This is a genomic window from Pseudomonas sp. Lb2C2, assembly GCF_052112205.1.
Lineage (GTDB): Bacteria > Pseudomonadota > Gammaproteobacteria > Pseudomonadales > Pseudomonadaceae > Aquipseudomonas > Aquipseudomonas kilonensis.
The window spans coordinates 805722-830773 of record NZ_JAUTYW010000001.1; the positions used below are offsets into that span (position 1 = coordinate 805722).

The following is a 25052-nucleotide window of genomic DNA, read 5'->3' on the forward strand; positions in this document are numbered from 1 at the left end:
AGCAATCTGCCGCCACTTAAAAAACACCTCCATTAAGGCGTATAACGCTAAAAGCGATTTATACCTGCAAGCCGTCTGCCCCTGGCTCATTTCATTGATGGAGTAACGACATGACCACCGCCCCCTTCCTCGCCAACCTGTTTCCCGGCGCCGCCGACATCCCGCAGGCCTATCGCCTCGAAGGCCGGATCGAACAGCGCGAATACCTGGTCGACGGCGTCCTGGAAACCTGGCAAGGGCCACTGGCCGTCGTCCGCAGCCCCGTTTACCTGACGGGTGAACTGGGCGATGAGCAAGTGATTCTCGGCAGCACACCGCTGCTGGACGCCGAAACCGCCCTCACCGCCCTGGACGCTGCCGTGCGGGCTTACGATCGCGGCCAGGGCCAGTGGCCGACGATGCGCGTCGCCGAGCGCATCCGCCACGTGGAAACCTTCCTGGCGCGCATGCGCGAGCAACGCGAGGCCGTGGTCAAGTTGCTGATGTGGGAGATCGGCAAGAACCTCAAGGATTCCCAGAAGGAGTTCGACCGCACCTGCGACTACATCGTCGACACCATCAACGCCCTCAAGGAACTGGACCGCCGCTCCAGCCGTTTCGAGCTGGAACAGGACACACTCGGGCAGATCCGGCGCGTGCCGCTGGGCGTGGCCTTGTGCATGGGCCCCTACAACTATCCGCTGAACGAAACCTTCACCACGCTGATCCCGGCCTTGATCATGGGCAACACCGTGGTATTCAAACCGGCCAAGCTCGGCGTCCTGCTGGTGCGGCCGTTGCTCGAAGCCTTCCGCGACAGCTTCCCGGCAGGCGTGATCAACGTGATCTACGGCAGCGGCCGCGAGACTGTCAGCGCGCTGATGGCCAGCGGCAAGATCGACATCTTCGCCTTTATCGGCACCAATAAAGCGGCCAGTGACCTGAAGAAGCTTCACCCGCGGCCACACCGTTTGCGTGCCGCCCTGGGGCTGGATGCGAAGAACCCCGGGCTGGTGCTGCCGGACGTCGACCTGGACAACGCGGTCAACGAGGCGCTGACCGGCTCGCTGTCATTCAACGGCCAGCGCTGCACGGCGCTGAAAATCCTGTTTGTCCATGAAGATGTGGCGCCGGCGTTCATCGAGAAGTTCAACGCCAGGCTCGCCAGCCTGAAACCCGGCATGCCCTGGGAGGACGGTGTGGCGCTGACGCCATTGCCCGAAGCGAGCAAGGTCGATTACTTGCATTCGCTGGTCGCCGATGCGCTCGCCAAGGGTGCAGAAGTGAAGAATGCCCATGGCGGCGAATCACGCAGCTCGTTCTTCTACCCGGCGGTGCTGTACCCGGTGAACACCGCGATGCGGGTCTACCATGAGGAACAGTTCGGCCCGGTCGTGCCCATCGTGCCGTACCGCGACCTCAATACCGTAATCGATTACGTACTGGAGTCCGACTTCGGCCAGCAGCTCAGCATTTTCGGCACCAACCCGGCACAAGTCGGCAAGCTGGTGGATATCTTCGCCAACCAGGTCGGCCGCATCAACATCAACGCCCAGTGCCAGCGTGGCCCGGACACGTTCCCGTTCAATGGCCGGAAGAATTCGGCCGAGGGCACCTTGTCGGTCCACGATGCGCTGCGCACCTTTTCCATCCGCACGCTGGTGGCGACCAAGTTCCAGGAGAGCAACAAGGCGTTGATCAGCGACATTATCCGTGAGCGGGATTCCAACTTCCTGACCACTGACTACATCTTCTGATCCACGCCCGAACGTGGGCTACGACAGGGCTGGGCGCCGCGACTTGATGCCCCAGCCCTGTTGCATGCCGGCAGCCGCCAGCAGGATCGCCGCCACGCCCAGCCATTGCAGCGGCTCAAGGCGATGGCCGAAGGCGAACCAGTCGACGAAAATCGCCGCGATCGGGTAGATGAACGACAGCGCCCCGGTCAACGCGGTCGGCAACCGTTGTATAGCGCTGTACAGCAACACGTACATCACGCCAGTGTGCACCACACCCAGGGTCAACAGGCTGGCCCAGGCCTGGGCGTGTTGCGGCAACGCCGAGAAGTTCGCCCAGGGTGCCAACAGCAACACGCCGGTGCTGACCTGGATCAGCGCGATCAGATGAGGCGGCGTGCCGGTCAGGCGCTTGATGATCAAGGCCGCGATGGCGTACAGCAACGCGGCGCCCAGCGCCAAGGCGATGCCCAACAGATAGTCGCCACCACCCTGCCCTTGCTCACCATGGGCACTGACGATGGCCAGCATTCCGAGAAACGACACCGCCAGCCAGAACAGCTTCTGCGCGGTGATTTTTTCCCCCAGGAACAACGCCGCCAGCCCCACCAACATGAACGGCTGGACGTTGTACACCGCCGTGCCGATGGCAATCGAGGCGCGGGAATAAGAGGCAAACAACAGTACCCAGTTACCGACGATCGCTACACCGCTGAGGACCGCCAGCAGGAAGGTGGTACGGGTGAGGATGCCAGGGCGCAAAAAGCCGAAACCGGCGCAGATCAGCAGCAAGGTCGCGGCACCGAACACGCAGCGCCAGAACACCACATCCAGCACCGGCAGGCCGGAAACCAGCACGAACCAACCAATGGTTCCGGAGATCAGCATGGCGGCGGTCATTTCCAGCGAACCGCGGCGTAAGGTCTTGTCCATCTTAAGGCTCCTTCAGCAAGTGGGCACAGTATGCCGAGCCGACCAGGGCCTTCTCCATGGTTTGAAAAAGGCTAAACTGCAATTCGACCTTTTTTATCAAGGCAACTTCGCGCATTCACCTAATGGAGCTGAAATGACTGACGATATTGACCAGATCCTCATCAGTGCCCTGATGGAAGACTCCCGACGCTCCCTCAAGGCCCTGGCAAACCTCAGTGGCCTGTCCTCCCCCAGTGTCGCCGAACGTCTTCGCCGGCTCGAAGAACGTGGTGTGCTCAGGGGCTATACCGTCGAAGTGGACCCCAAGTGTTTCGGCTATCAACTCCAGGCCATCGTGCGTATCCGCCCGCTGCCGGGGCAATTGCAGGAGGTGGAACGGCAGATCCAGGCCATCGCTGAATTCACCGAATGCGACAAGGTGACCGGCGACGACTGCTTCATCGCCCGCTTGCACGTGCGCTCGATGGAACAGTTGGATACCTTGCTGGACAAGCTCAATGTCCACGCCGAGACCAATACGGCCATCGTCAAGAAGACGCCCGTCAAGCGACGGTTGCCGCCGATGGCGTAAGAACGTATTCCCCCTGTGGGAGCGAGCAAGCTCGCTCCCACAGGGTTACCGTTGCAACGGATAGACACACCAAGCCTTATCCTTTACGAATACGGCGATGGTCAGCAAAAAAGGGCTTATCCGTGGCAATACGATCCGAGGCTTTGGGTCCGTTGGCCGCCTGGCCGTCCTGACCATCGACGTACCAGTAACAGTGCTGCACCGCACGTGTGATACCCACATACGCCAGGCGCAGGATTTCGTCCTTTTGCGCCGAGTCGTAAGCTTCGGCGTCACCGTCCTGGCCTAGCCCGGCCATTCGATAGACCTGGTTCTTGTAGGGTGAACTGCTCAGGTGCTGGCAGTCGCCCAGAAGGAACACCGCATCGGCCTGGAGCCCCTTGGCACTGTGGTAAGTCATTTGCCTGAGCCGCCGCGCTTCGTACGGCAAGCTAGAATCCACATTAACTGTTGGCTGAATATACTTTTCTATCAATAACTTATCGCTGCCTTTTCGATACAACATCAAGATCGAATCGCCCTTGCGGTAGTGTTCATCCAGTCGCCGCGCCAACCCTTCGTCGTCTCGGTCCAATACATTGACCGGGCTCAGCGAGCGAGGCACACCGCTGGCCTTGGCCTTCTTGCCTGGGATAGCCGCAGCGGCGCGAACAATATGCTCGGCCGCATCGATGATGTGTTGGTGGCTGCGGTAGTTGTCAGTGAGCATGACCCGAGTCGTCGTCGGCGACGGGAATTGCTTGTTGAAGGCCATGAAATAGCTCGGTGAACTGCCGCGCCAGCCATAGATCGATTGCCAATCGTCCCCTACACACAACAAAGAAGAGCGCTGGGCGCCGCGCCCCACGTGCATCGCGGGCCCACGGCTGCGTATTTCCCGAAGACTGGCGCGCAGCCAGGAGACGATCTGCGGCGACACGTCCTGGAATTCGTCGACCATCAGGTGCGAAAGCGGCCTGAGCAACGCATCCCCCAGCAACTTGAAATTTTCCGGTGAGTGCTCGCTGAACAGCGCAAACATGCGGTTGTAGGTCATGACCGGCGGCGATTGATCAAGCAAATGGTCTTCGAATGCCCGCCAGAAGCGGCTCAGCGCCTCGAAAAAGTACCGATCAGGGTCATCCTGGGCAAAGGACATCCGGCCCACGGCATCCGGGACGTCCAGGCCAAGGTTCTCGATAAAGCCTGCCGCCGCGACAAAACAGTCCAGCAATGGCGCCGAACCCAGTTCGCCCTTGACCTTATAGTCGAACCCTGGCCCGGCGCTGGCGTCACCGGCCATCGACGCCAATACACGTTTTGACGCCTCATAACTTTCAAACCATATCAATGGCTTACGACAGAAAGCTTGAAACAGTGTGCGCTTGACCGCCCATTCCGCGCGGATACTCAACTTGGCGCCCGGACGACTGAGCCGGGCGTCTTCCCGTGGATCGAACCCCAGTATCACCCAGGCACCCAGGGAAGGCGCGTAGCCATGACAGTGGAACGTCGAACCATTGATTTCGAACGTTTGTCGTTTCGGCTCGATACCCTTGATCGGCCAGGCACCGGCGCGCAACCACAGGTCTTCGACGGCATCGCACAATTCTTCGTCGCGCTGGGCTGCCAGCTCGGTCACGGCGACGCGCTTTTGCACATCCGGGTGATCACGTTCCAGCTCCTTGAGTTGCAGCGCGTGGCGGGACAACGGCAGGATCAGCTCACGGAAACGCGCGTCACGCTGGTAAAGGCTGTAATAACAGGCGTTGAGTTGCTGGCGCTGGGCGTCGTTGATGCGCAAATCAAAGGGATTGCCCTGGGCATCATCCTCACCCGCTTCGGCGCGATGGCTCAGGGTCTCGAAGGCCTGGAGCCGCTCGAACCCAGGCAGGCTGCGGACCATGGGCAAGATGCGCGAATGGAATGTCCGCACCAGGTCACGAGCTTCCTTGAGGCTGACGGTTCGCCCCCACAGGGCAAACACCTCGATCATTTTCTGGATGAAATCCTTGCGCGACTCCCGGGTAAACGTCACCACGGTCATCGAGTCCAGTTCGAAACCCAGGTAATGGGACAGCAGCACAATGCGCAGCATCAGGGTGGTGGACTTGCCCGCCCCGGCCCCGGCGACCACCGAGGTCGAGGGCGTGTCGCTGAAAATCATTTTCCATTGCGCGGCACTGGGTTGTGCATGGGCCGGCAGCAATCGGGCGACATCTGCCTTGATGCGTTTCTTCAGCTCAGCGGTCAGCGGCAGGCGCCAGTCATCGAACAGCAGATCATCGACCTGCGGTGCCGGATGCTCCGTGCTGCGCGAATCACGGATCAGCAGGACCTGACGGCCCTCCTCAAGCCCTTCGGCCCGACCTTCCTTGTAGCCATAGTCAAAACCGGCGGTATGACCACTGCGGAAACCGTCGGCCTGGCCATGCAACCAAGAGGCGCGATGTTGGGCTCGCAGGCGTGTCAGGCCATGGCCGAAGAACCGGGCTGCCAGGCGCTTGAACAGCGGCATCTGGGCCAGGGATAAAAGCTCGGGGGGAAGATCGGGAGTGTGTTGCGCCACGCTGATGACTCCGGTGTTCATGAACCATGACGGCTATGGTGTCTGTATTTGCCGCCGGGTTCCACCCAAAAGCTTTTAAGTCATGGGTTTAGGCGATGAAGTGAAAGTTGGCTCGCGGTTTCATATCTAAATAAACGATAGCTTTGACGCGTTTTTTACGCTTTTTATCGATGTGTTCCTTGGCGAAAATAGCCCTATCAACCATCGCTTTCGCTGCTTAGCGAAAAGGACACGAACATGCTCGAACTCAGGCCCTTCGCCACCTTGGGCGCCGCCAACCACGGCTGGTTGGATGCCCACCATCATTTTTCGTTCGCCGAGTATTACGACCCACGGCGCATGCATTGGGGCAACTTGCGGGTCTGGAACGATGATGTCATCGCCCCCGGCAGCGGTTTTCCTCAACACCCGCACCGGGACATGGAAATCATCACCTATGTGCGCGAAGGCGCGATCAGCCACCAGGACAATCTGGGTAACAAGGGCCGCACGGAGGCCGGTGATGTACAGGTCATGAGCGCGGGCACCGGGATTGCCCATAGCGAATACAACCTGGAATCGACGGCCACTCGCATTTTCCAGATATGGATCATCCCCAACGAAGAAGGCCTGGCACCGTCATGGGGCGCCAAACCGTTTCCCAAGGACTCGCGCGAAGGCTTCGTGACCTTGGCCAGTGGCAAGGCCGGCGATGACCAAAGCCTGCGCATTCGCGCCGACGCACGACTGGTAGCGGCCAATCTCAAGGCGGGTGAAAGTGCGGAGTATCGGCTGGACATCGCACGTCGAGCTTATCTGGTACCGGCCACAGGACTGATAGAAATCAATGGGTTGCGCGTACAAGCTCGAGATGGGGTTGCGATTGAAGATGAACAGATCTTACGAGTGACAGCTATAGAAGATAGCGAAATCGTGCTCGTGGACCTGGCCTGATTGGTCTTGTGGCGAGGGGATTTGTGTGGGAGCGAAGCTTGCTCGCGAAACGGGCCTCGATTTAAAGACCGCGTCGCCTGGATCGCGGGCAAGCCTTGCTCCCACATAGTTGGGACAAGGCTTGCCAACGGAGTCACTTGCTGGTGATAGCCCCATCCACCAACGTTTGCGCCTCAGCCACCAATTGCTTGAGGTGCGCATCGCCAACGAAGCTTTCGGCGTAGATCTTGTAGATATCCTCGGTGCCGGATGGGCGTGCCGCAAACCAGCCGTTTTCGGTCATTACCTTGAGCCCGCCAATGGCCTGGTCATTGCCCGGCGCATGGCTGAGGATGCTCTGGATCTTCTCCCCGGCCAGTTCGGTAGACGTCACCTGATCCGGCGATAACTTGCTCAACAGCGCCTTCTGCTGCGGGCTGGCCTTGGCATCGACGCGTACCGAGAACGGCTCGCCCAGCTCGTCAGTCAATGCGCGGTAGGCCTGGCTCGGGTCGCGACCGGTGCGTGCCGTCATTTCAGCTGCCAGCAACGCCGGGATCAGGCCGTCCTTGTCGGTACTCCAGACGCCGCCGTCCTTGCGCAGGAACGAAGCACCGGCACTTTCTTCACCACCAAAGCCCAGGGAACCATCGAACAGGCCGTCGGCAAACCACTTGAAGCCCACCGGCACTTCATAGAGCCGGCGACCCAGGCGCTTGGCCACGCGATCGATCAGGCCGCTGCTGACCACCGTCTTGCCCACGGCGGCATCGGCGCGCCATTGCGGGCGATTCTGGAACAGGTAGTCGATCGAGACCGCCAGATAGTTGTTCGGCGCCAACAGGCCACCGGACGGCGTCACGATGCCATGGCGGTCATGGTCCGGGTCGCAGGCAAAGGCCACATCGAAACGCTCCTTCAGGCCAATCAACCCTTGCATCGCATGGCTGGAGGACGGGTCCATGCGGATCTGCCCGTCCCAGTCGACGGTCATGAAGCGGAAGGTGGAATCCACATGGGTGTTCACCACTTCCAGGTCCAGGCGGTAATGCTCGGCAATGGCCGGCCAGTAGCGCACGCCCGCGCCACCCAACGGATCGACGCCCAAATGCAGCCCGGCAGCGCGGATGGCATCGAAATCGATGACATTGGCCAGGTCCGCCACGTAGGTGTTGACGTAGTCGTGACGGTGGGTGGTGTCGGCCTTCAAGGCTTGCTCGTAGCTGACGCGCTTGACGCCGGCGAGCTGGTTGGCCAGCAGTTCGTTGGCCTTGGCTTCGATCCATTTGGTGATGTGGGTATCGGCCGGGCCGCCGTTGGTAGGGTTGTACTTGTAGCCGCCGCTTTGCGGTGGGTTGTGGGACGGCGTGATGACGATACCGTCCGCCAGGCCCGAGGTGCGACCACGGTTGTAGCAGAGAATGGCGTGGGAAATCGCCGGTGTCGGGGTGTATTCATCACCCTCGGCGATCATTACGGTGACGCCATTGGCCGCGAATACTTCCAGCGCGCTGGCACCCGCCGGGGTCGACAGCGCGTGGGTGTCGATGCCGACGAACAGTGGCCCGTTGATGCCCTGGGCTTCGCGGTACAGGCAGATCGCTTGGCTGATTGCCAGCACATGCCACTCATTGAAGCCCAGGTCAAAGGAACTGCCACGGTGCCCGGAGGTGCCAAAAGCCACGCGCTGGGTCGCAACCGAGGCATCGGGTCGGCCGGTGTAGTAGGCCGTCACCAGTCGCGGGATATCGATCAACAACTCTGCCGGTGCCGGCTTGCCCGCAAATGGACTGACTGTCATGCAAAACCTCTGAGTGGAGTGGCTCGGGAAATGGGGTGCAGTTTACTGACAGTTCGACCATGGCGCGATGGGTTCGATCCATCGCCGCCGATTACGATTGTTCAAGCCTCAAGGCATCGCCCAGCGCGCAGAGCGCTGCGTCCATGTCCTGTGGTCCATTCAGGGCATGGGTCAAGCGCATATGTTGTGCATACAGGCCCTGGAGGCTGAACAACTCCCCCGGCGCGATGACGATTCGCTGGGCAAGCAGCCGATGGAAAACCCGCCGCAAGTCAACCCGCCGCGTCGATTGCATCCAGATCGTCGCGCCACCTTCGGGCTCTGCCCATTGCAGGCTGTCTCCCAGCCGTTCGCGCAGCAAGTGGGTGGTTGAAACCGCACTCTCGCGCAACAGGCGCCGCAACACCAGCAAGTGCTGGTCAATCCGACCATTGCTGTACAGCCGGGCGATGGCTTTCTGGCGAATCGGCGACAAGCGAAACGCACGCAACAGAAAATGTCGTTGCAGGTGCAGGGTCAACTGGCGCGACAACACGTAGCCATACGGCGCCTCTGGCCCGATGGTTTTCTCGAACGTCGAATAGACGATCAGCCGGTCCGGGTCGAGCAAGTCGCGAAAAGGTGTCACCCTCGCCTCGAACGCCAGGTCCGTATGGCTGTCGTTCTCCAGCACCCAAGTTCCGTGCCGCTCCAGCAGATGCGCGATGGCGCGACGGTTCTCTTCAGGAACGAGCGTCCCCCTCGGCATATTCAAGACCGACGACAGCACCACCAGGCGTACCGTTTCGTTCACCAGCAGTTGTTCCAACTGCTCGACATTGAGTTCCCCGCTGGCCAGCAATGGCAGCTCGATGACGTTGACTTCCGCCGCCTGCAGCAGGCGTAACACTGCCCAATCGCAGGGCGATTCGATCAGCACCGCGGCGCCCCTGAGTGCCAGTACCGCGATCAGGATCTCCAGGACGCCCCGCAGGTCGGCGCCAATGTAGACGTCATCGGCATTCCAACAGCGGGCCGGCGAAGAGGTGTAGCGGGCCGCGAGCGCGGTGCGAAGCTCCAGTTCGCCCCAAGGTTGCGAAGGTGTCTGCGAGGAACGTGGGTACTGGCGCAGCAATTCGCGCTCAAGCAGCAACAGCGGGCTGTCCAGTGGCTGCATCGACGCCGGCTCGTCCGCACTAAGTACTTGCATACCTGGCCGTCGGGCATTGACGTACAGGGTCTCGAGCAAATCGTCACCGCCATCCAGGGTGGTCATGCTGGGCACTGGCAGCGCGTAGTACCCGGACTTGGCGATCGAATAGACCCGCCCTTCCTTTTCCAGCAGCGAATACGCGTACTGGATGGTCGATATCGACACGTTCAGACGCTCGGCCAGTTGCCGCAGCGACGGCAGGCGAACCCGCACATCAACCTCCAGTTCGTTGATCAGCGTGGTCAGGTAACGATAAACCGCCTGGTAGGCGAAGTCTGTCTCCCGGCAACCTTTCATCGGCTCAGGCCAGGACAGCAGGTCGCAGTCGGCTCAGTCGCAACGCCGGGTACAAGGACTGGGGACGAGGTAGATGAGTCCGTCAAACCTCGTTCCTCAATGCCTTGCCGAGCGTTCGTGCAACCCATCGGCAGCCGATCCGCCTTCTGCAGCGTCAACGCCGTCATTGGCCTGCTGCGGATCGGCGCCCGGGGAGCTTTCCGGTTGTTCGGGCAGTGAGACACTCGCCCGGTACAGCTTGCCAAGGATATCGATGGGCAAGCCGCTGACATCGACCATCCACTGCGCTACCTGATCGGCGACGGTAGCGCCCTGCATGGCCTTGTGCAGGTCCGGCATCGCCACCAGCATGCCGGGGTGGCAGCAACGCAGGAAATCCTCCAGGCCCGCGCCCTGCCCCACGAAGGGTGCGAACAGCATGCACACCAGTTGCGTTTCACTGAGCCCCAGGATCTTTTGCGCTTCAAGGGCGGCGTAGGCACGACGCTCGGGAATCGACGACGGCGAGCCGAACAGCGCCCGAGCCTGCTCGCAGGCGTGTTCCGACAGTTGCTTGCGATGCATGATCATGATCGCCCGCTGCGCGTAGTCCCCGTAGCCGGTTTCATAGCTGCGGCCGTGCAGGTAGCAGGCCTGCAGGCCGTGCAAATGGGCAGACAGCAGCGGGCTGAGGTATTCGTTTTCAGGCGCCGAGGGAACAAGCCCCTCGGTCTGCACCCGCAGGAACTCGTTGAAGAGCGGCCAGTTGGTTCCCTCCGAACGATCGACGATCAGGTCGTCGATGCCGACGTGGCCCACTCGCCGGCAGGCCTCGAAATGACCTTCGGGCCTCCAGGCACCGAGGCGATCCGGCCCGTAGAAATGCCGGTAGACATCACCGCCCAGGGTATCGAGGTGGGTAAAGAGGTTGTCGAAACCGCAGGCGTGCTCGGTCAGCAGGCCGATCTTGCGAGTCGCGCGGCGAAGGCCCGATATGAACTGTTTTTGCTGGCGCGGCGTATCGCTGCTGACCAGCGAATCCACGCCCGCCCCCCAGCGGGCCATGTGCCGATAGAACTCGGCCATCGCCAGGTAGCCGTCATCCCCCATTTCCAAGGGGCTGTCGACCGCACGAAGGTGGCCCAGGACCAGCAGGTCCATGCGATTGGCTTCGTGCCCCGCCACCGACAAGGGCTGCCGATGATTGAACGGCAACACCTCGCGATTATCCGCCATCAGCAATTCGACCCGCGGATCATCGTAGACAAACAGCGCGCTGTAGCAGCGGTGGATGTTTTCCAGCGTCGCCTGGGTGGTTTCGCTCAGGCGTGGCGTGGCGACGCGCAAGGTGAAGGTCACCGGATGCCGCCCCGCGATACTCAGCTGCGCGGCCCGCAAGGCGGTCAGCACATAAAAACTTTCCCTGCTCCCATTCTGGACCGTCAACACGCGATAATCACCAATCCGCTCGATGCCTCCGGCGGCGACAATTAAACGCTGGATCAAAAGCTGCAACGCGGTACGTTCTGCCCTGGAATAAAAACCCAACAGTCGTTGCAGTATCTGTTGATACACGTGAGTCATTGCCTGCTCATGAATTGCACTCATAGCCATTTACCTGGAAATTCAACTATCGGCGTCGCACCCGCACCAACGTGACTGCGCGACGTGTTGGTCAAGAGAGTTGTTCTAGTACTCAAAGAGTATTAGCAATACGTTCAAGCATTGCTTGTCGTAATTATTTGATACATATACCGGGAGCCGGCTCGCGCCTCTTCAGATTTCCGACGAAACCCCTTAAAACAAAGGGTATAGCCGACCTGTCGGCACGTCCTAGGAGAATTCTGACAACGTCCCACAGACAATGAGTACGAGAAATAAAGAACTTGCCGAACTTTAATTGGCCCGCTACCCCGCCCTGTTTTCCCCAGGGTCGATAGATAGCCTTGCACCCATTAACGCTCATTGCCCCTTGAATGCATCTTGAAGGATGAAGACCTTCGAAAAAGTTATACCGCACCACGACTTCTTCCTTGATATGGAAATCAGCGTTCAATTATCAAGACTTAAACAATGATTAGAAGATACAGATTGAGGGCAAAAACCAGTTCAGATGTTGGCCGACAAACCGTTTCAGTCTTGAGCGAACCCGGACAGGCCGTTCAAGGCGCGAGAGGGTGAGGTACGAACGCAGCACCGCCAGGCGGGAGGTACCGTGAGAAAGGATGGGGGGGCAGGACGAAGGCGGCGCAAGAGCCGGGGCGATGACTCTTGCGCAAGACAGGATTCAGGCCGGGTCGACGACCTGAAGGGCAACGCGTTCACGGCAAGGGCATTCGCCCATGTAGCGGTGAGCCTCGACAAACTCGGAGAACGGGAAGACCCGAGTCTTGAGTGGCAACAGCACCCGGTCGGCGGTCAGTTGATTGATATCGCGCAATGCTCGTTGCAAGGCCACCTGGTCCTGGAGAATGCCCAGTTCCGGCTTGCCAGTGAAATTGCCGATGCAGTGCACAAAGAACTGAATGTTCTTCTGGAACGCCGCGCAGGCTGGAAACGGCGTCTGGTTGCCGCCCTGCAAGCCATACAGCACCAGGCTGCCACGCGGTGCCAGCACGTCGCCCAGCAGCGACATCTGCGGCCCGCCGAGGCCATCGAATACCACATCGACGCCACGGTTGTCGGTGAGCTTGTTGATTTGCATCAGCAAGTCCTGCTCTTCGGTGACGATGACCTTCTCGGCGCCCAGCGACAACAGGTACTCACGCTCGTCAGCCGTCTTGGTGGCCGCGATCACCCGTACACCCAGGGCCTTGCCCAGTTGTACAAAGGAAGGACCGGCGCAATGACTGGCATCGGTGACCAGGGCGAATTGCCCCGGTTTGACCCGTGCCAGGTCGATATAGGCGAAATACGCGATCAGCAGCGGCGTGTAATGTACGGCAGCTTCGATCGGGCTGAGCACGTCGGGATAACGGGTCAGTGCGGTGCGTGGCAGCACGATGACTTCACCGTACACCGGATAATCGTTCGGGCTCTCGGCCGGGAAGCTGGCGACCTTGTCGCCCACGGCCAAGTCATCGACGCCGTCGCCGACGGCCGTTACCACGCCGGCCATTTCATGGCCCAGGCCCGAAGGCAGGCGCGCCTGGGACGACGCCAGGTTCTGGCGCCACAAGGTGTCGTACCAACTGATGCCGATCGCTTCGACACGGACCTGCACTTCTCCTGGCGCAGGAAGAGCCGCCGCATGCTCTTCGCATTTGAGCACCTCGGCACCACCAAACTTGTGAAAACGGATCGTGCGGGACATCGCAAACCTCGTCAAAGTAACCTCTAATGCCATGAACTCTATCCGGGCTTTGTACCCAAGACCATCAGTGGCTATTAATAGTCGACATGCCTGTCATTGATTCCGCAGTAAGAAAAACCAACCACTCCTGTAGGACTTAACCTAAGAAAACTCAATTAGCCGGTGCAGAGTACCAGCCTTTCCCCGTAAGATTCATGCCGGCCATTGTTCCCATATGGCCGCTCACGTCAAGCTTGCCGAATCTGCCAGGACCCCAGATGAATCGTAATGACCTGCGGCGTGTCGATCTGAACCTGTTGATCGTGTTCGAAACATTGATGCATGAACGCAGTGTGACTCGCGCGGCCGAGAAACTGTTCCTAGGCCAACCGGCCATCAGCGCCGCGCTGTCGCGCCTGCGCAGCCTGTTCGATGACCCGTTGTTCGTACGCACCGGCCGGAGCATGGAGCCTTCGGCCCGGGCGGTCGAGATCTTCGCCCTGCTCTCCCCAGCCCTGGATTCGATTTCCACGGCGGTCAGCCGCGCGGCGGAATTCGACCCAGCCACCAGCACCTCGGTGTTTCGCATTGGCCTGTCGGACGACGCCGAATTCGCCCTGCTGCCGATGCTGCTCAAGCGCCTGCGGGCCGAAGCACCCGGCATCGTGCTGGTGGTGCGCCGGGTCAACTACATTCTGATGCCCGGCTTGCTGGCGTCCGGTGAAATCTCCATCGGCGTCAGCTACACCGACGACCTGCCGGCCAACGCCAAGCGCAAGGTCTTGCGGCGCAGCATGCCCAAAGTATTGCGGGCCGACACCGCGCCGGGACGACTGACCCTGGATGAATTCTGCGCTCGTCCCCATGCCCTGGTGTCCTTCGCAGGTGACTTGAGCGGCTTCATCGATGAAGAGCTGGCGAAGCTCGACCGCAAGCGCCACGTGGTGCTGGCCGTGCCGCAATTCAACGGCCTGAGCACGCTGCTGTCGGGCACCGACATCATCGCCACCGTGCCCGACTACACCGCCGACGCGCTGACCGCCGCCGGCGGCGTACGCGCCGAAGACCCGCCCATACCAGTGCGCAGCTTCGAGCTGCATATGGCCTGGCGCGGCTCCCAGGATAACGACCCTGGGGAGCGCTGGTTGCGGTCGCGGATTCAGATGTTTTTTGGGGATCCTGAGAGTCTTTAGACGTCGTCTGGCAGGCTGTTCGGCTGATCATTTCTGCCTTTCCACAAACCATGGAGCTCCATTCACTTCCGGTGGATTGCTCCATTGGGGGCAAAACCCTGCGCATGGTGCCCGCCATCGAAGCCAGCACGATCCTGGACCCAGTGGAGCCTTTTGGCGGCAAAAATCCTCGGGGATAGGCCGGCAGTTCGGCAGCGCATTCGTTGATGATTACTTCGAGCTGAAGTCGTTGATGATTGGCTACTGAGCCCAACCTCGACATTTAAGGAATTGACAGATGTTCATTGGACGACTCGCCGAACTGACCGGCTGCACCCCAAAAGCCATTCGACTGTACGAGCAAATGGGCCTGATCAGCGAGCCAGAGCGTGAGGGGCGGTATCGCCTCTACAATGCTCATCACTTGGAAATCGTCCATCTGATCCGCAAAGCGCAGACTGCCGGGTTCAAGCTGGCCGAGATGAACCCGCTGATTGCCGCAAAAAACAAGTTGAAATCCTTTCCGCTGGCATTGGCCAACCAGGCAGTCGACGACAAGCGCCAGCAGGTCCGGGACAGGATCGCAGAACTGCAGGCGCTTGATCTTCACTTGATTGAACTTAAAAGCGAGATGAACTCAATGTTTGCGCCTCGCCCTGTCGCAGGTCTTCATAAGGTTGATGCGCCTGCCTGTACAGATAAGCAAACGCTTGCCTCAAGGCCACTTCAGGCGGCCGAGGGTTGAATCCCAACTCGTTTTTCGCCTTGGTGATGTCGTATTCCTGCGCCACGTTGTGAAACAGGCGCACCTGGCTCAAGAGTAACTGGGCGGGTTTGCCAACTCGTTGCGCCCAGCGTTCCTGGAGCCACGCCACGCCCATCAGTAACCAGCGTGGTGCTGAGACAGGCTGGCGATACCCAGGCGCTTGGGTGTTGGCAGCCTCGATCAAATCGCTGAGCGGCGACGAACGCTCATTGGCCAGGATATAACGCTGCCCTGGCCGACCCTTTTCGGCGGCGAGTATCATCCCCTCGGCCACATCGCGAACATCCACGAAGTTGAAACGAAACCCCGGGTCAAAGGGCATCTGCCGCTGGCGAACCGACTGAAGAAATCCCATGGTATCGGTTAGGTTGCCGGCATTGGGGCCAACCATGGCCGAAGGTAATACCGACACCATGTTCAACCCCAACGTCTCAGCGCACTGCCAGGCCGCCTGCTCGGAGAGAATCTTCGATTTGTAGTAGGCGTTTTCGCTTTCCGTATTCCAGTGGGCCTCATCCAGCGCCGTACCATCATGACCGACGGCGGCCACCGAACTGACGTAGACCACACGCTGCACACCCGCCCGTGAAGCGGCTTGCAGCACACGTCGCGTGCCTTGAATATTCGGCTCGACAATCTCGGCCTCCGGGTTGCGAGCCCAGTGCTTGAACACGGCAGCCACTTGAAACAGCACCTGCACCCCCTCCAGCGCCTTGTCCAAGGCCGCACTGTCTAGCAGCTCGGCATACACCAACTCGCAGTCCAGCCCGACAAAGGGTGTGTGGTTACGGATATCACGAACGCCGGCTCGGACCCGATAGCCCTGATCGAGCAGCGCTCGCAGCAAGGTGTTGCCCAAATGGCCGTTGGCACCTGTCACCAGACATAAACTTTTCACAGGAACTCCTTGTTGGCAGCGCGCCAGAGTGGGCGCTGGAAAAAAGCATACGAGGTGTCCCATGGGGCAGAGTCAAGTACCCAGATGACTCGGCGTGGAAGGAAGTCCACTGAAAGCCAGCCAAAGCCACATTGGTGTTATCAGAAATCGCCATTCACGATTGCTAGCACAGCCGGTGGGGGCATAGCTCTTTTGTTTCCACCTGAAACAATCGTCCTAGAGCCAAGTCAAAATGTTCTTCGGCGATCCTGAGAGCCTTTAATGCGACATCGCACACGCCTCACCAATCGCATTCAATTGCTGAAATCACAGCGGCCGCCCTTCGGACAGCCATAACGTTAAAACACAAAGCCATGCCCCAACTCCCCTTCCATCCAACCCAAAAATCGCCTGACTCTGGGAAAACTGGAGTGAGCCTTCGGGAACACTAGATGGTGGGCAGCTACTGGAGAACTCAAGGCTTCGGGGGCGACCTCAACCAGCGAACCGCTGGCGAGGTACTTTTGCGCCAGCAGCGTGCTTTCCAGGGCGAATCCCAAACCGTGACTCGCCGCTTCCAAGCTCATGTAGGATCGGTCAAAACTCAAAGCGTAGGGTTTTTCGGGGCGCGCCAGACCATGCTGAGCGAACCACTCAGGCCATCTGAGCAAGGTCGCTTCGGAAAGAATCAGATCTTCAGCCAGAAGATCGGCTGCGTTTTTTACCGCGCAGCGTGCGATCAGCGTGGGCGAGGCCAGCACAGCGAAGCTCTCGTTACGCACGGTGCGCACTTCATAGCTGGGCCAATTCGGCCGGCCGTGGCGAATATCGACATCGATCTTGTCCTGGCTGAAATGCAGCGATTCATAGGAACAAGACAAATTGATTTGGATGTCCGGGTTGCTCAAGCGAAATGACTCCAGCCGGGGCATCAGCCAGAGCAAGCCAAAACTGGGGGAGGAATGCAGCCGCAGGCAATCCAGGCTAACGTCACTCGCCGCCCGCTCGGTAGCGACCTCAAGGCTCTGCAACAAACCGGAAATGTCCTTCAAGTACTGCTCACCCACCGGTGTCAGCGTCACCCCACGCGCTGCCCGCACAAACAACTGTCGACCGATCATGACCTCCAGTTTGGCCAGTTGGTGGCTGATCGCCGACGGCGTGAGGTCCAGCACTTCGGCGGCTCTTGCCAGGTTGCCAAAACGCGCGGTTTGCTCGAAGGCTTGAATGGCTCTCAGCGGTGGCAGCTTGGATGAAGGGATATCGTCCTGGCGCATCATTATCCAGCCTATTGTTTTGGGCTCGAACGCGGGAGTGCCATTCAAGCATCTGCGGTCTGCATTGACGAGTGCTGAATTTTATTCATGTAGCAGTGACGTTTGCGTTATTGCTCGGCATGTTCACGGGGACCACTCTGAGCCATCGATCGCTGAATCGAACCATAAAAACAATCAGAGGTACCCCTCATGCTTCTTCAAGGCAAAGTCGCGATTATTACTGGCGCTGCATCCGAACGTGGTATCGGCCGCGCAACGGCTGTTACCTTCGCCAGACACGGCGCCCGCGTTGTTATCCTGGATCTCGACGAGTCCGCCGCCCGTGTCGCTGCGGCCACCCTCGGCGAAGGCCATCTGGGCCTGGCTGCCAACGTCGCCGATGAGACGCAGGTCAAAGCAGCCGTCGCCAAGGTTATCGAGCACTACGGCCGTATCGACATACTCATCAACAATGCCGGCATCACGCAGCCGATCAAGACCCTGGACATTCGCCCGGGCGATTACGACAAGGTCCTGGATGTAAGCCTGCGCGGCACACTGTTGATGTCGCAGGCGGTCATTCCGGTGATGCGCACTCAGGCTTCGGGCAGCATCGTCTGCATGTCATCCGTATCGGCCCAACGTGGCGGCGGCATTTTCGGCGGCCCGCACTACAGTGCAGCGAAAGCCGGTGTGCTCGGACTGGGCAAGGCCATGGCACGCGAATTTGGCGCAGACAACATTCGCGTCAACTCCATCACACCAGGTTTGATCCACACCGACATCACCGGCGGCCTGATGCAGGATGAGCGTCGCCACGCAATCATCGAAAGCATCCCGTTGGGCCGGCTTGGCGCAGCGCAGGATGTTGCCAATGCGGCACTGTTTCTCGCCAGCGACTTGTCCTCCTACCTCACCGGCATCACGCTCGATGTAAACGGCGGCATGTTGATCCACTGACAACAGGTGTCACCACCGCTGTCCATTCAGTTCTGGATCGACGATACGTCGGGCTTCAGGCCCGGCGTTCTATAAAAACAAGAGATCAGACCCTCATGATGACCACCATGACGCTCGACGCTGTGTCCACCGTACGCTCCAGCGCGTATCGAAAAACCGCCTGGCGATTGATGCCTTTCCTGATGCTGTGCTACCTGTGCGCTTACCTGGACCGGGTAAATGTCGGGTTTGCAAAGCTTCAGATGATGAACGACCTGTCCCTGAGCGAGACCGTATACGGGCTCGGCGCGGGCATGTTCTTTCTTGGTTATTTTCTCTGCGAAGTGCCAAGCAACCTCATCCTCCACAAGGTCGGTGCCCGTCGCTGGATCGCGCGCATCATGATTTCGTGGGGCATCATCTCCGCCCTCTTCGCCTTCGTAGAAACGGCCTGGCAGTTCTATACACTGCGCTTTCTGCTCGGTATCGCCGAAGCCGGTCTCGCGCCGGGCTTGCTGCTCTACCTCACTTACTGGTTCCCCTCCTACCGCCGCGCAAAAATGACCGTGCTGTGGTTCATCGCCATCCCGCTCTCAGGAATGATCGGCGGGCCGCTCTCAGGCTACATCATGACCCAGTTCGCAGGTTTTCAAGGCTGGGCGGGCTGGCAGTGGATGTTCGTGATCGAAGCCATTCCGACCGTCGTCGTTGGCCTGATGGTGCTGGCTTATCTCAAAGATGGCGTCCACCAGGCGACGTGGCTCACCGATGAAGAAAAAGCGCTGGTCAGCAAAGAACTGGCTGAGGACAACAGCCGCAAAGTCACTCATGCATCGGTCGGGGCGTTCCTGCGGGACCGTCGCCTGTGGATTCTCGCCTGCATCTACTTTTGCGTGGTCATGGGCCAGTACGCGATCACCTTTTGGCTGCCGACGCTTATCCGTAACGCAGGCGTAGCCGATCCGATGCACATCGGCTTGCTCACCAGTCTCCCCTACCTGTGCGCCATCGTTGCGATGGTGCTGATGGGGCGTAGCGGCGACAAGCACCAGGAGCGCCGCTGGCACCTGGTCGGGCCAATGATTGCCGGCGCGCTGGGCCTCACGTTGGCGGCGGTGTTCGGCACCAACCTGATGCTGTCGGTGTTGTGCCTGTGCCTTGCAGCAGCAGGCGTGCTGTCGGCGTCTTCACTGTTCTGGATGCTGCCAACAACCTTGCTCGGTGGTGTCTCCGCCGCTGCCGGGATCGCCGGAATCAACAGTTTTGCCAATCTCGCGGGGTTCTGCTCGCCCTACCTGATTGGTTGGATCACCACCACAACCGGTTCGAGCGCCATCGGCATGTACCTGATTACCGGTGTGCTGTGCATCGGTGCCTGTCTGGTGCTGCGCATTCCTGCTGCTTCGGTCAATCGTTGAGTTAACGGAGAATTCCATGACTGTCACATTATCTCGCGCATCGTCCACCACACTGGTGCAGCGCGCCCATAACATTCGCCGCCATGCCTTGCGCATGGGGCAAGTCCAGGGCCAGGGCTATGTTGGTCAGGCGCTGGGGGCGGCAGACTTGCTGGCCGTGTCGTACTTTCATGCCTTGAACTACAAGCCCGATAACCCCGAATGGGAACCGCGTGATCGCTTTTATCTCTCCATCGGCCACTACGCGATCGCGCTGTATGCGGCGTTGATCGAGGCTGAAATCATTCCACTCGATGAGCTTGAAACCTACGGTTCGGATGACAGCCGCCTGCCCATGTCCGGCATGGCCACGTACACCCCCGGCATGGAAATCACCGGTGGCTCGCTGGGCCAGGGACTGGGCATCGCGGTGGGCGCCTGCCTGGGTTTGAAGCGCAAGCAATCCGCCTCATTCGTTTACAACCTGCTATCGGATGGCGAGCTGAATGAGGGCTCCACCTGGGAAGCGGTGATGTCCGCTTCGCACTGGAAACTCGACAACCTGATCGCCATCGTCGACGTGAATAACCAGCAAGCCGACGGACACTCCAGCGAGGTGCTGGCATTTGAACCCATCGTTGACCGATGGCAAGCCTTTGGCTGGTTCACCCAGCGCGTAGACGGCAACGACCTGGACGCATTGGTCAAAGCGTTCGACGCGGCCCGCAGCCATCCCGCCGCACAACCGCGCGTCATCATCTGCGATACCAAGATGGGCAAAGGCGTGCCGTTCCTGGAAACCCGTGAAAAGACTCACTTCATCCGCGTTGACGAGCATGAATGGGATGTGGCGCTGAACAACCTCGAAGAAGGCAAGACCGTATGAACAACACACACAACACTAACGTTCAGGTGCCCGCGGCAGTGAAGAAAAAACTGACAACCTCCGCGATGATTGCCTCGATTGCGGCTGAAGGTCAGGCCACCAAATCGGCGCCCTTTGGCCACGCATTGGCCGCCCTCGCAGACCAGCGCCAGGATATCGTGGGCTTATCGGCTGACTTGTCCAAATACACCGATCTGCACATTTTTGCCAAGGCGCACCCGGAGCGTTTCTACCAGATGGGCATGGCCGAGCAGTTGTTGATGAGCGCGGCGGCGGGCATGGCTCGGGAGGGGTTCGTGCCCTTCGCGACCACTTATGCGGTGTTTGCTTCGCGCCGGGCCTATGACTTCATCTGCATGGCGATTGCCGAGGAAAACCTCAACGTCAAAATCGTCTGCGGCCTGCCTGGACTGACCACCGGGTACGGCCCCAGCCACCAGGCAACGGATGATTTGGCAATCTTCCGGGCCATGCCGAACCTGATGATCGTCGATCCCTGCGATGCCCTGGAAATCGAACAGGCAGTGCCCGCCATTGCCGCGCATCAAGGGCCAGTCTACATGCGGTTACTGCGCGGCAACGTACCGCTGGTGCTCGATGAATATGGCTATGAATTCGAGATCGGCAAAGCCAAGACCCTGCGTACGGGCAATGAGGTTTTAATCATTTCCACCGGTTTGATGACAATGCGCGCGTTGGAAGCCGCCAAGGAACTTCAGGCTGATGGCGTGGATGTCGCGGTGCTTCACGTTCCCACCATCAAGCCCTTGGATGAGCAGGCTATTCTGGCTGAGGCCAGAAAGCCGGGACGACTGGTAGTGACTGCCGAAAACCACTCCATCATTGGTGGATTGGGCGAAGCGGTGGCAACCGTGCTGTTGCGCAATGGGGTCACGCCGACGTTCAGGCAAATAGCGCTGCCGGACGCGTTTCTCGATGCTGGCGCGCTGCCGACGTTGCATGATCGCTACGGTATTTCCACCCAGGCTGTGTGCGCGCAGATCAAGGGTTGGTTATAGGGTTTAGAACTTGCTGGGGGCTGAATCAGCCCCTTGGCAAGGAGGTGTTAGTCACATCATTATCTGGCTCCGCCGAACCGACGCGCTTGGCCGCGGACTTCAAGTACATATACTCGAATCACGCCTGGCGCGGTTAGTCGAGCCGCCCACCATTTTCCCGTGCGTGCTTGATATCTCTGGAGGGTGGGGCTCCGAAACGTCGGGCATATTCGCGGCTGAACTGGGCGACGCTTTCATAGCCGACGCGCAACGCGGCGGTGTTCACGTCTAGCCTATCGGTCAACATCAGGCTGCGCGCGGCTTGCAGCCGCAACGACTTTTGATACTGAATGGGGCTGGTGCCTGTCAGCTTGCGAAACCGGTGATGCAAGGTAGAGCTGGCCATTCCTGATCGTTCGGCGAGCTCGGCCACGTGCAGCGGCTTGTCGTAGTGATATTTCAGCCACTCAATGGCTCTCACGATGCCCTTGTCTCGGTAACCATCGCGAGTGACGCTGCGCAACAAATGCCCCGCTTCACTGAGCAGCAGCCTACCGTATATCTCCCGCTTGATAAGGCCCGACATCAAGCCTGCTTCAAGCGGCCGTTCGATCAGCGTGGCGAGTCGAGCGAACGCATCGAGCATCTCACTCGTCGCCACACCGGATACGAAGCCCCGCGCCTCAGTAGCCATTTCCTGCTTTGGCGATTCCAGGGTCAGGATCACCTCGTTGAGCATGGCAAAATCGAGCTTCAACACAACTGATAAATAAGGGGTTTGCTCACTAGCCGCGTTAACGCGAGCCAGTGTGGGTATATCGACCGAAGTGACAAAAAACGCCCCTTGCCCGAACTCACAGGCTTGCTCGCCGAACGCGATCTCCTTCGCGCCCTGCAGAATGATGGCCACGCAAGGCTCATAAATGCAGTACTTGGGCGTACCCAGTTCGGCCACTCGATAAAAGGCCAAACCTGGAATCGACGTCGTGCAAGCCTCGGCCAAGCCAATCTGCAAAGTGACTTTTTCGATAAGCCGTCTGAGTGCCTGGAGGCGTTCGTTGGGCTGAGCGGGTTCGTGCACGCTCAGGGAATGCACATGGCTGGAACGGAATTGCGAGAAGGAACCGCTCGTCATTACATGCCCCCCTATTTACGGAATGTTCGAGTCTGCTGAGAGTGTGTGACCAGCACAAGTGCATCCGCAGGATTGTGCAAAAGATATGGCGCATTAGGGTCACCCGGCCAACCCTCGTTGTTCTAACTTCTAGTACGAATACCGGCTTCGATGAACCCGTAAACCTCAGTCGCGAAAGGAAAGTTGGATGGACAGACGAGATTTTCTTACCTATTCGGCGACGGGTGCTGTTGCAGCCGCTTTGCTGCCAGCATTGAGTGTCGCAAGTTCGGCGGCTACAGCCCCAGCGCCCTCTTCGCTGACAGAGCGCGGAAGCGTGATGCCTACGCAAGGGCGGCTCGTGCGCGCAGACCTGCCCCTCAATCTGCCCTCCCACACAATGAGATACATGACACCTCAACGATTTGGTATGGGTGGGACGCAGATCGGCAATATTTTTGCGCCGATCAGCGACGAACAGGCGGACTTGGTTCTGCAGGCTGCTTGGGATGCGGGTGTAAGGCTTTACGACACGTCGCCGTTCTATGGGTTTGGCTTGAGTGAATATCGTCTGGGCCGCTTCCTTCATGACAAAGATCCAGACGACTATGTGATCTCCACCAAGGTCGGTCGCGTATTGACGGCTGCGGGTGGCCTGCGCGCGGACCATGCCATCTGGAAGTCGCCAGCCCCCTTCAACTACCGATATGACTACACCGCAGCAGGCACGCGACGTTCCGTGGAAGACAGTCTGCAGCGTCTGGGGCTACCACGTATCGATATCGTTTTTATCCACGACATCTCGCCCGATAACACTGAGCTGGAAGGCGGATGGGAAGCGGCGTATCGAATTGCGCGCACAGGGGCGATGGTTGAGCTTGAGAAGATGCGTGATGAAGGGCTCATCAAGGCATGGGGCTTCGGCGTCAATACGCCGAACGCCGTGGTTCAGGCACTGGCCAGTAATGACCCGACGCCCGACATCGTGTTGCTCGCCTGCCAGTATTCCCTCCTAGACCACGGCGATGCGTTGCGCAGCACCTTTCCGGCGTTGAAACGAAAAGGCACCAGCATCGTCGTTGGAACCCCTTTGAATGATGGATTTCTGGGCGGTCGCAACCGATATAACTTCAGCCAGGATCTACCTGCCGGTGCGGTAGAAAAGCGCGCGCGAATCATGGCGGTTGCCAGCCGACATGGCATCGACATTCATACTGCCGCCTTGCAGTTTGCAGCGGCACATCCACAAGTGTCCGCGATCATTCCGGGGGCGCGTTCGCCGGGGCAGGTAGTTTCCAATGTACAGGCGATGAAGGTCGGTATTCCGGCAGCCTTTTGGGAGGAGCTGAAGAGCCAGAGTTTGATTGATGCTCAAGCACCGGTTCCTTCCTGAGCTTTATTGGCGTTTTACCGGAGCAAGCTTTAACTTCCTTTCACGACCACCACTTATATCCATAACATTGAGAATTCAAGGACTTTATTCTCCAGCAAATAAACTGTGCACGCGTTCAAATAAGAACGCGAGCCTAAGGTCGTAATAAATGAAAACACGAACGTCTCTCATGATTTTCGGCGGCCTACTTGCACTCTCCAGCAGTGGTCACATACTCGCGGACACACTTGCGCTTAGCGTTCCGTTGCCTGATCCACTCCCACAGTTGAAGGTTCTGACACTCCTTGTAGGTTTACACCTGCTCGGTATGTGTTTCGGTCTCGGCGGGGCGACGATGCTGGACCTCTGGATTTTGCGTTGGATGCGTAGGGGTAGCCTCCCCGTTGAAATCGGACGTACCTTTCACTTCATCAGCGACGCGGTCACTCTTGGACTATGCCTCCTGTGGCTTTCAGGCCTTGGCTTCCTTGCTCTTTATGCGATGGAGTCGCCGGAAAAGTTTGAAAATCCTAAACTCTGGGCGAAGGTCATTGTGGTGGCCGTACTGACCATCAATGGAATAATCATTCACGCGTTTGTATTGCCAGAAGCACTGCGCGACTTGAGTCGCCCCCTGCTCTTTGGAGTCTCCCTCAGGAGAGCTACCTTGTTTCTCGCATCAGGTGCAGTTTCGGGTGTGTCTTGGTACACAGCTTTTGCCTTCGGCATTCTTCGCGAGTTAAACAATAGTGTCACCTTCACCCTCTTGGTCATCATGTGGCTTACGCTGATAATAACCGCCTCTCTCGCAGCCATTCTGCTCTGGTTAAACTCTGCAGCGAAAGTAAGAAAACGTCCTTCGTTCAGTCCTCCGACTTAAAAATAAAGGTCATCTTGGATATTGCTTGTAACTGCCTGGGCAATTGAGGCGAGTCCAGCCACCTGCACGGAGTATCCATGACGCTGCTGGCGTACGACTCGCGGCGCAATTTAGAAGATGCATACGAAAAATTCATCCCCACCGCAAAAGCGCAC

Annotated in this window: 19 protein-coding genes and 2 pseudogenes; 12 read left to right on the forward strand and 9 right to left on the reverse strand. The window is 59.0% G+C overall.

The features are described 5' to 3' along the window. Window positions 1–110: 110 nt before the first annotated feature. Window positions 111–1736 (forward strand): NADP-dependent glyceraldehyde-3-phosphate dehydrogenase, encoded by a 1626-nt coding sequence (locus Q7F16_RS03410; protein WP_046064299.1) that lies wholly within the window; start codon window positions 111–113, stop codon window positions 1734–1736. A gap of 18 nt (window positions 1737–1754) precedes the next feature. On the opposite strand, the gene Q7F16_RS03415 is transcribed toward Q7F16_RS03410, so the two are convergent. Next, window positions 1755–2648, reverse strand: a complete 894-nt coding sequence (locus tag Q7F16_RS03415; protein ID WP_014338235.1) for a DMT family transporter — start codon at window positions 2646–2648, stop codon at window positions 1755–1757. A gap of 133 nt (window positions 2649–2781) precedes the next feature. Here Q7F16_RS03415 and Q7F16_RS03420 point away from each other — a divergent pair, with 133 nt between their 5' ends. Continuing rightward, the gene (locus Q7F16_RS03420; RefSeq protein WP_003202176.1) at window positions 2782–3219 is read left to right on the forward strand and encodes an Lrp/AsnC family transcriptional regulator; all 438 of its coding nucleotides are present in this window, start codon (window positions 2782–2784) and stop codon (window positions 3217–3219) included. Between the two features lie 76 nt (window positions 3220–3295). On the opposite strand, the gene Q7F16_RS03425 is transcribed toward Q7F16_RS03420, so the two are convergent. Then, window positions 3296–5767 carry a UvrD-helicase domain-containing protein gene (locus Q7F16_RS03425; protein ID WP_409556994.1) on the reverse strand — a complete coding sequence of 824 codons (2472 nt, stop codon included), beginning with the start codon at window positions 5765–5767 and terminating at the stop codon, window positions 3296–3298. Between the two features lie 237 nt (window positions 5768–6004). On the opposite strand from Q7F16_RS03425, the gene Q7F16_RS03430 reads away from it, so the two are divergent. Continuing rightward, on the forward strand, window positions 6005–6700 hold the full coding sequence (locus Q7F16_RS03430; protein WP_409556968.1) for a pirin family protein: 696 nt from the start codon (window positions 6005–6007) through the stop codon (window positions 6698–6700). Window positions 6701–6833: 133 nt separating this feature from the next. Here the strand turns inward: Q7F16_RS03430 and pgm are convergent, their stop codons facing one another. The 4 genes from pgm to Q7F16_RS03450 all read right to left on the reverse strand — a co-directional run bounded on the left by pgm (window position 6834) and on the right by Q7F16_RS03450 (window position 13261). Beyond that, window positions 6834–8480, reverse strand: coding sequence for a phosphoglucomutase (alpha-D-glucose-1,6-bisphosphate-dependent) (pgm, locus tag Q7F16_RS03435; RefSeq protein WP_409556969.1), 1647 nt, complete (start codon window positions 8478–8480; stop codon window positions 6834–6836). Window positions 8481–8571: 91 nt separating this feature from the next. Beyond that, window positions 8572–9969, reverse strand: a complete 1398-nt coding sequence (locus Q7F16_RS03440; protein ID WP_046064294.1) for an aminotransferase-like domain-containing protein — start codon at window positions 9967–9969, stop codon at window positions 8572–8574. A gap of 96 nt (window positions 9970–10065) precedes the next feature. Further along, window positions 10066–11556: a hypothetical protein gene (locus tag Q7F16_RS03445; RefSeq protein WP_409556970.1), complete on the reverse strand. Its 1491-nt coding sequence runs from the start codon at window positions 11554–11556 to the stop codon at window positions 10066–10068. A gap of 679 nt (window positions 11557–12235) precedes the next feature. Continuing rightward, window positions 12236–13261, reverse strand: a complete 1026-nt coding sequence (locus tag Q7F16_RS03450; protein WP_046064292.1) for a zinc-dependent alcohol dehydrogenase family protein — start codon at window positions 13259–13261, stop codon at window positions 12236–12238. Between the two features lie 257 nt (window positions 13262–13518). Between Q7F16_RS03450 and Q7F16_RS03455 the strand changes: the two genes are divergently transcribed. From Q7F16_RS03455 to Q7F16_RS03465, 3 genes and pseudogenes are all read left to right on the forward strand, one after another. Then, window positions 13519–14433, forward strand: a complete 915-nt coding sequence (locus Q7F16_RS03455) for a LysR family transcriptional regulator (RefSeq protein WP_014338228.1) — start codon at window positions 13519–13521, stop codon at window positions 14431–14433. A gap of 89 nt (window positions 14434–14522) precedes the next feature. Next, window positions 14523–14680: pseudogene (locus Q7F16_RS03460) on the forward strand (aldehyde dehydrogenase family protein); the annotation flags it as partial. Between the two features lie 30 nt (window positions 14681–14710). Next, window positions 14711–14971, forward strand: a pseudogene (locus Q7F16_RS03465) (MerR family transcriptional regulator); the annotation flags it as partial. 61 nt (window positions 14972–15032) lie between these two features. Here the strand turns inward: Q7F16_RS03465 and Q7F16_RS03470 are convergent. Together Q7F16_RS03470 and Q7F16_RS03475 are read right to left on the reverse strand one after the other, a co-directional pair. Then, complete coding sequence (locus Q7F16_RS03470) at window positions 15033–16076, reverse strand: NAD-dependent epimerase/dehydratase family protein (RefSeq protein ID WP_409556971.1); 1044 nt, start codon at window positions 16074–16076, stop codon at window positions 15033–15035. Window positions 16077–16414: 338 nt separating this feature from the next. Next, the gene (locus Q7F16_RS03475; protein WP_409556995.1) at window positions 16415–17332 is read right to left on the reverse strand and encodes a LysR substrate-binding domain-containing protein; all 918 of its coding nucleotides are present in this window, start codon (window positions 17330–17332) and stop codon (window positions 16415–16417) included. A gap of 189 nt (window positions 17333–17521) precedes the next feature. On the opposite strand from Q7F16_RS03475, the gene Q7F16_RS03480 reads away from it, so the two are divergent. The 4 genes from Q7F16_RS03480 to Q7F16_RS03495 all read left to right on the forward strand — a co-directional run bounded on the left by Q7F16_RS03480 (window position 17522) and on the right by Q7F16_RS03495 (window position 21552). Further along, the gene (locus Q7F16_RS03480; protein WP_409556972.1) at window positions 17522–18271 is read left to right on the forward strand and encodes an SDR family NAD(P)-dependent oxidoreductase; all 750 of its coding nucleotides are present in this window, start codon (window positions 17522–17524) and stop codon (window positions 18269–18271) included. 95 nt (window positions 18272–18366) lie between these two features. Beyond that, the gene (locus Q7F16_RS03485; protein WP_046064289.1) at window positions 18367–19668 is read left to right on the forward strand and encodes an MFS transporter; all 1302 of its coding nucleotides are present in this window, start codon (window positions 18367–18369) and stop codon (window positions 19666–19668) included. A 16-nt stretch (window positions 19669–19684) separates the two neighbouring features. Further along, window positions 19685–20533: a transketolase gene (locus Q7F16_RS03490; RefSeq protein WP_046064288.1), complete on the forward strand. Its 849-nt coding sequence runs from the start codon at window positions 19685–19687 to the stop codon at window positions 20531–20533. Continuing rightward, complete coding sequence (locus tag Q7F16_RS03495; RefSeq protein ID WP_409556973.1) at window positions 20530–21552, forward strand: transketolase family protein; 1023 nt, start codon at window positions 20530–20532, stop codon at window positions 21550–21552. The genes Q7F16_RS03490 and Q7F16_RS03495 overlap by 4 nt, the downstream gene beginning before the upstream one ends. 133 nt (window positions 21553–21685) lie before the next feature. Here Q7F16_RS03495 and Q7F16_RS03500 read toward each other — a convergent pair whose 3' ends face one another. Continuing rightward, a complete protein-coding gene (locus Q7F16_RS03500) occupies window positions 21686–22666 on the reverse strand; it encodes an AraC family transcriptional regulator (protein WP_172436032.1) in 981 nt (326 codons plus the stop codon). Window positions 22667–22853: 187 nt separating this feature from the next. On the opposite strand from Q7F16_RS03500, the gene Q7F16_RS03505 reads away from it, so the two are divergent. Both Q7F16_RS03505 and Q7F16_RS03510 read left to right on the forward strand, forming a co-directional pair. Next, window positions 22854–24038, forward strand: a complete 1185-nt coding sequence (locus Q7F16_RS03505; protein ID WP_409556974.1) for an aldo/keto reductase — start codon at window positions 22854–22856, stop codon at window positions 24036–24038. 148 nt (window positions 24039–24186) lie between these two features. After that, window positions 24187–24897, forward strand: coding sequence for a hypothetical protein (locus Q7F16_RS03510; protein ID WP_200899360.1), 711 nt, complete (start codon window positions 24187–24189; stop codon window positions 24895–24897). Window positions 24898–25052: the final 155 nt, after the last annotated feature.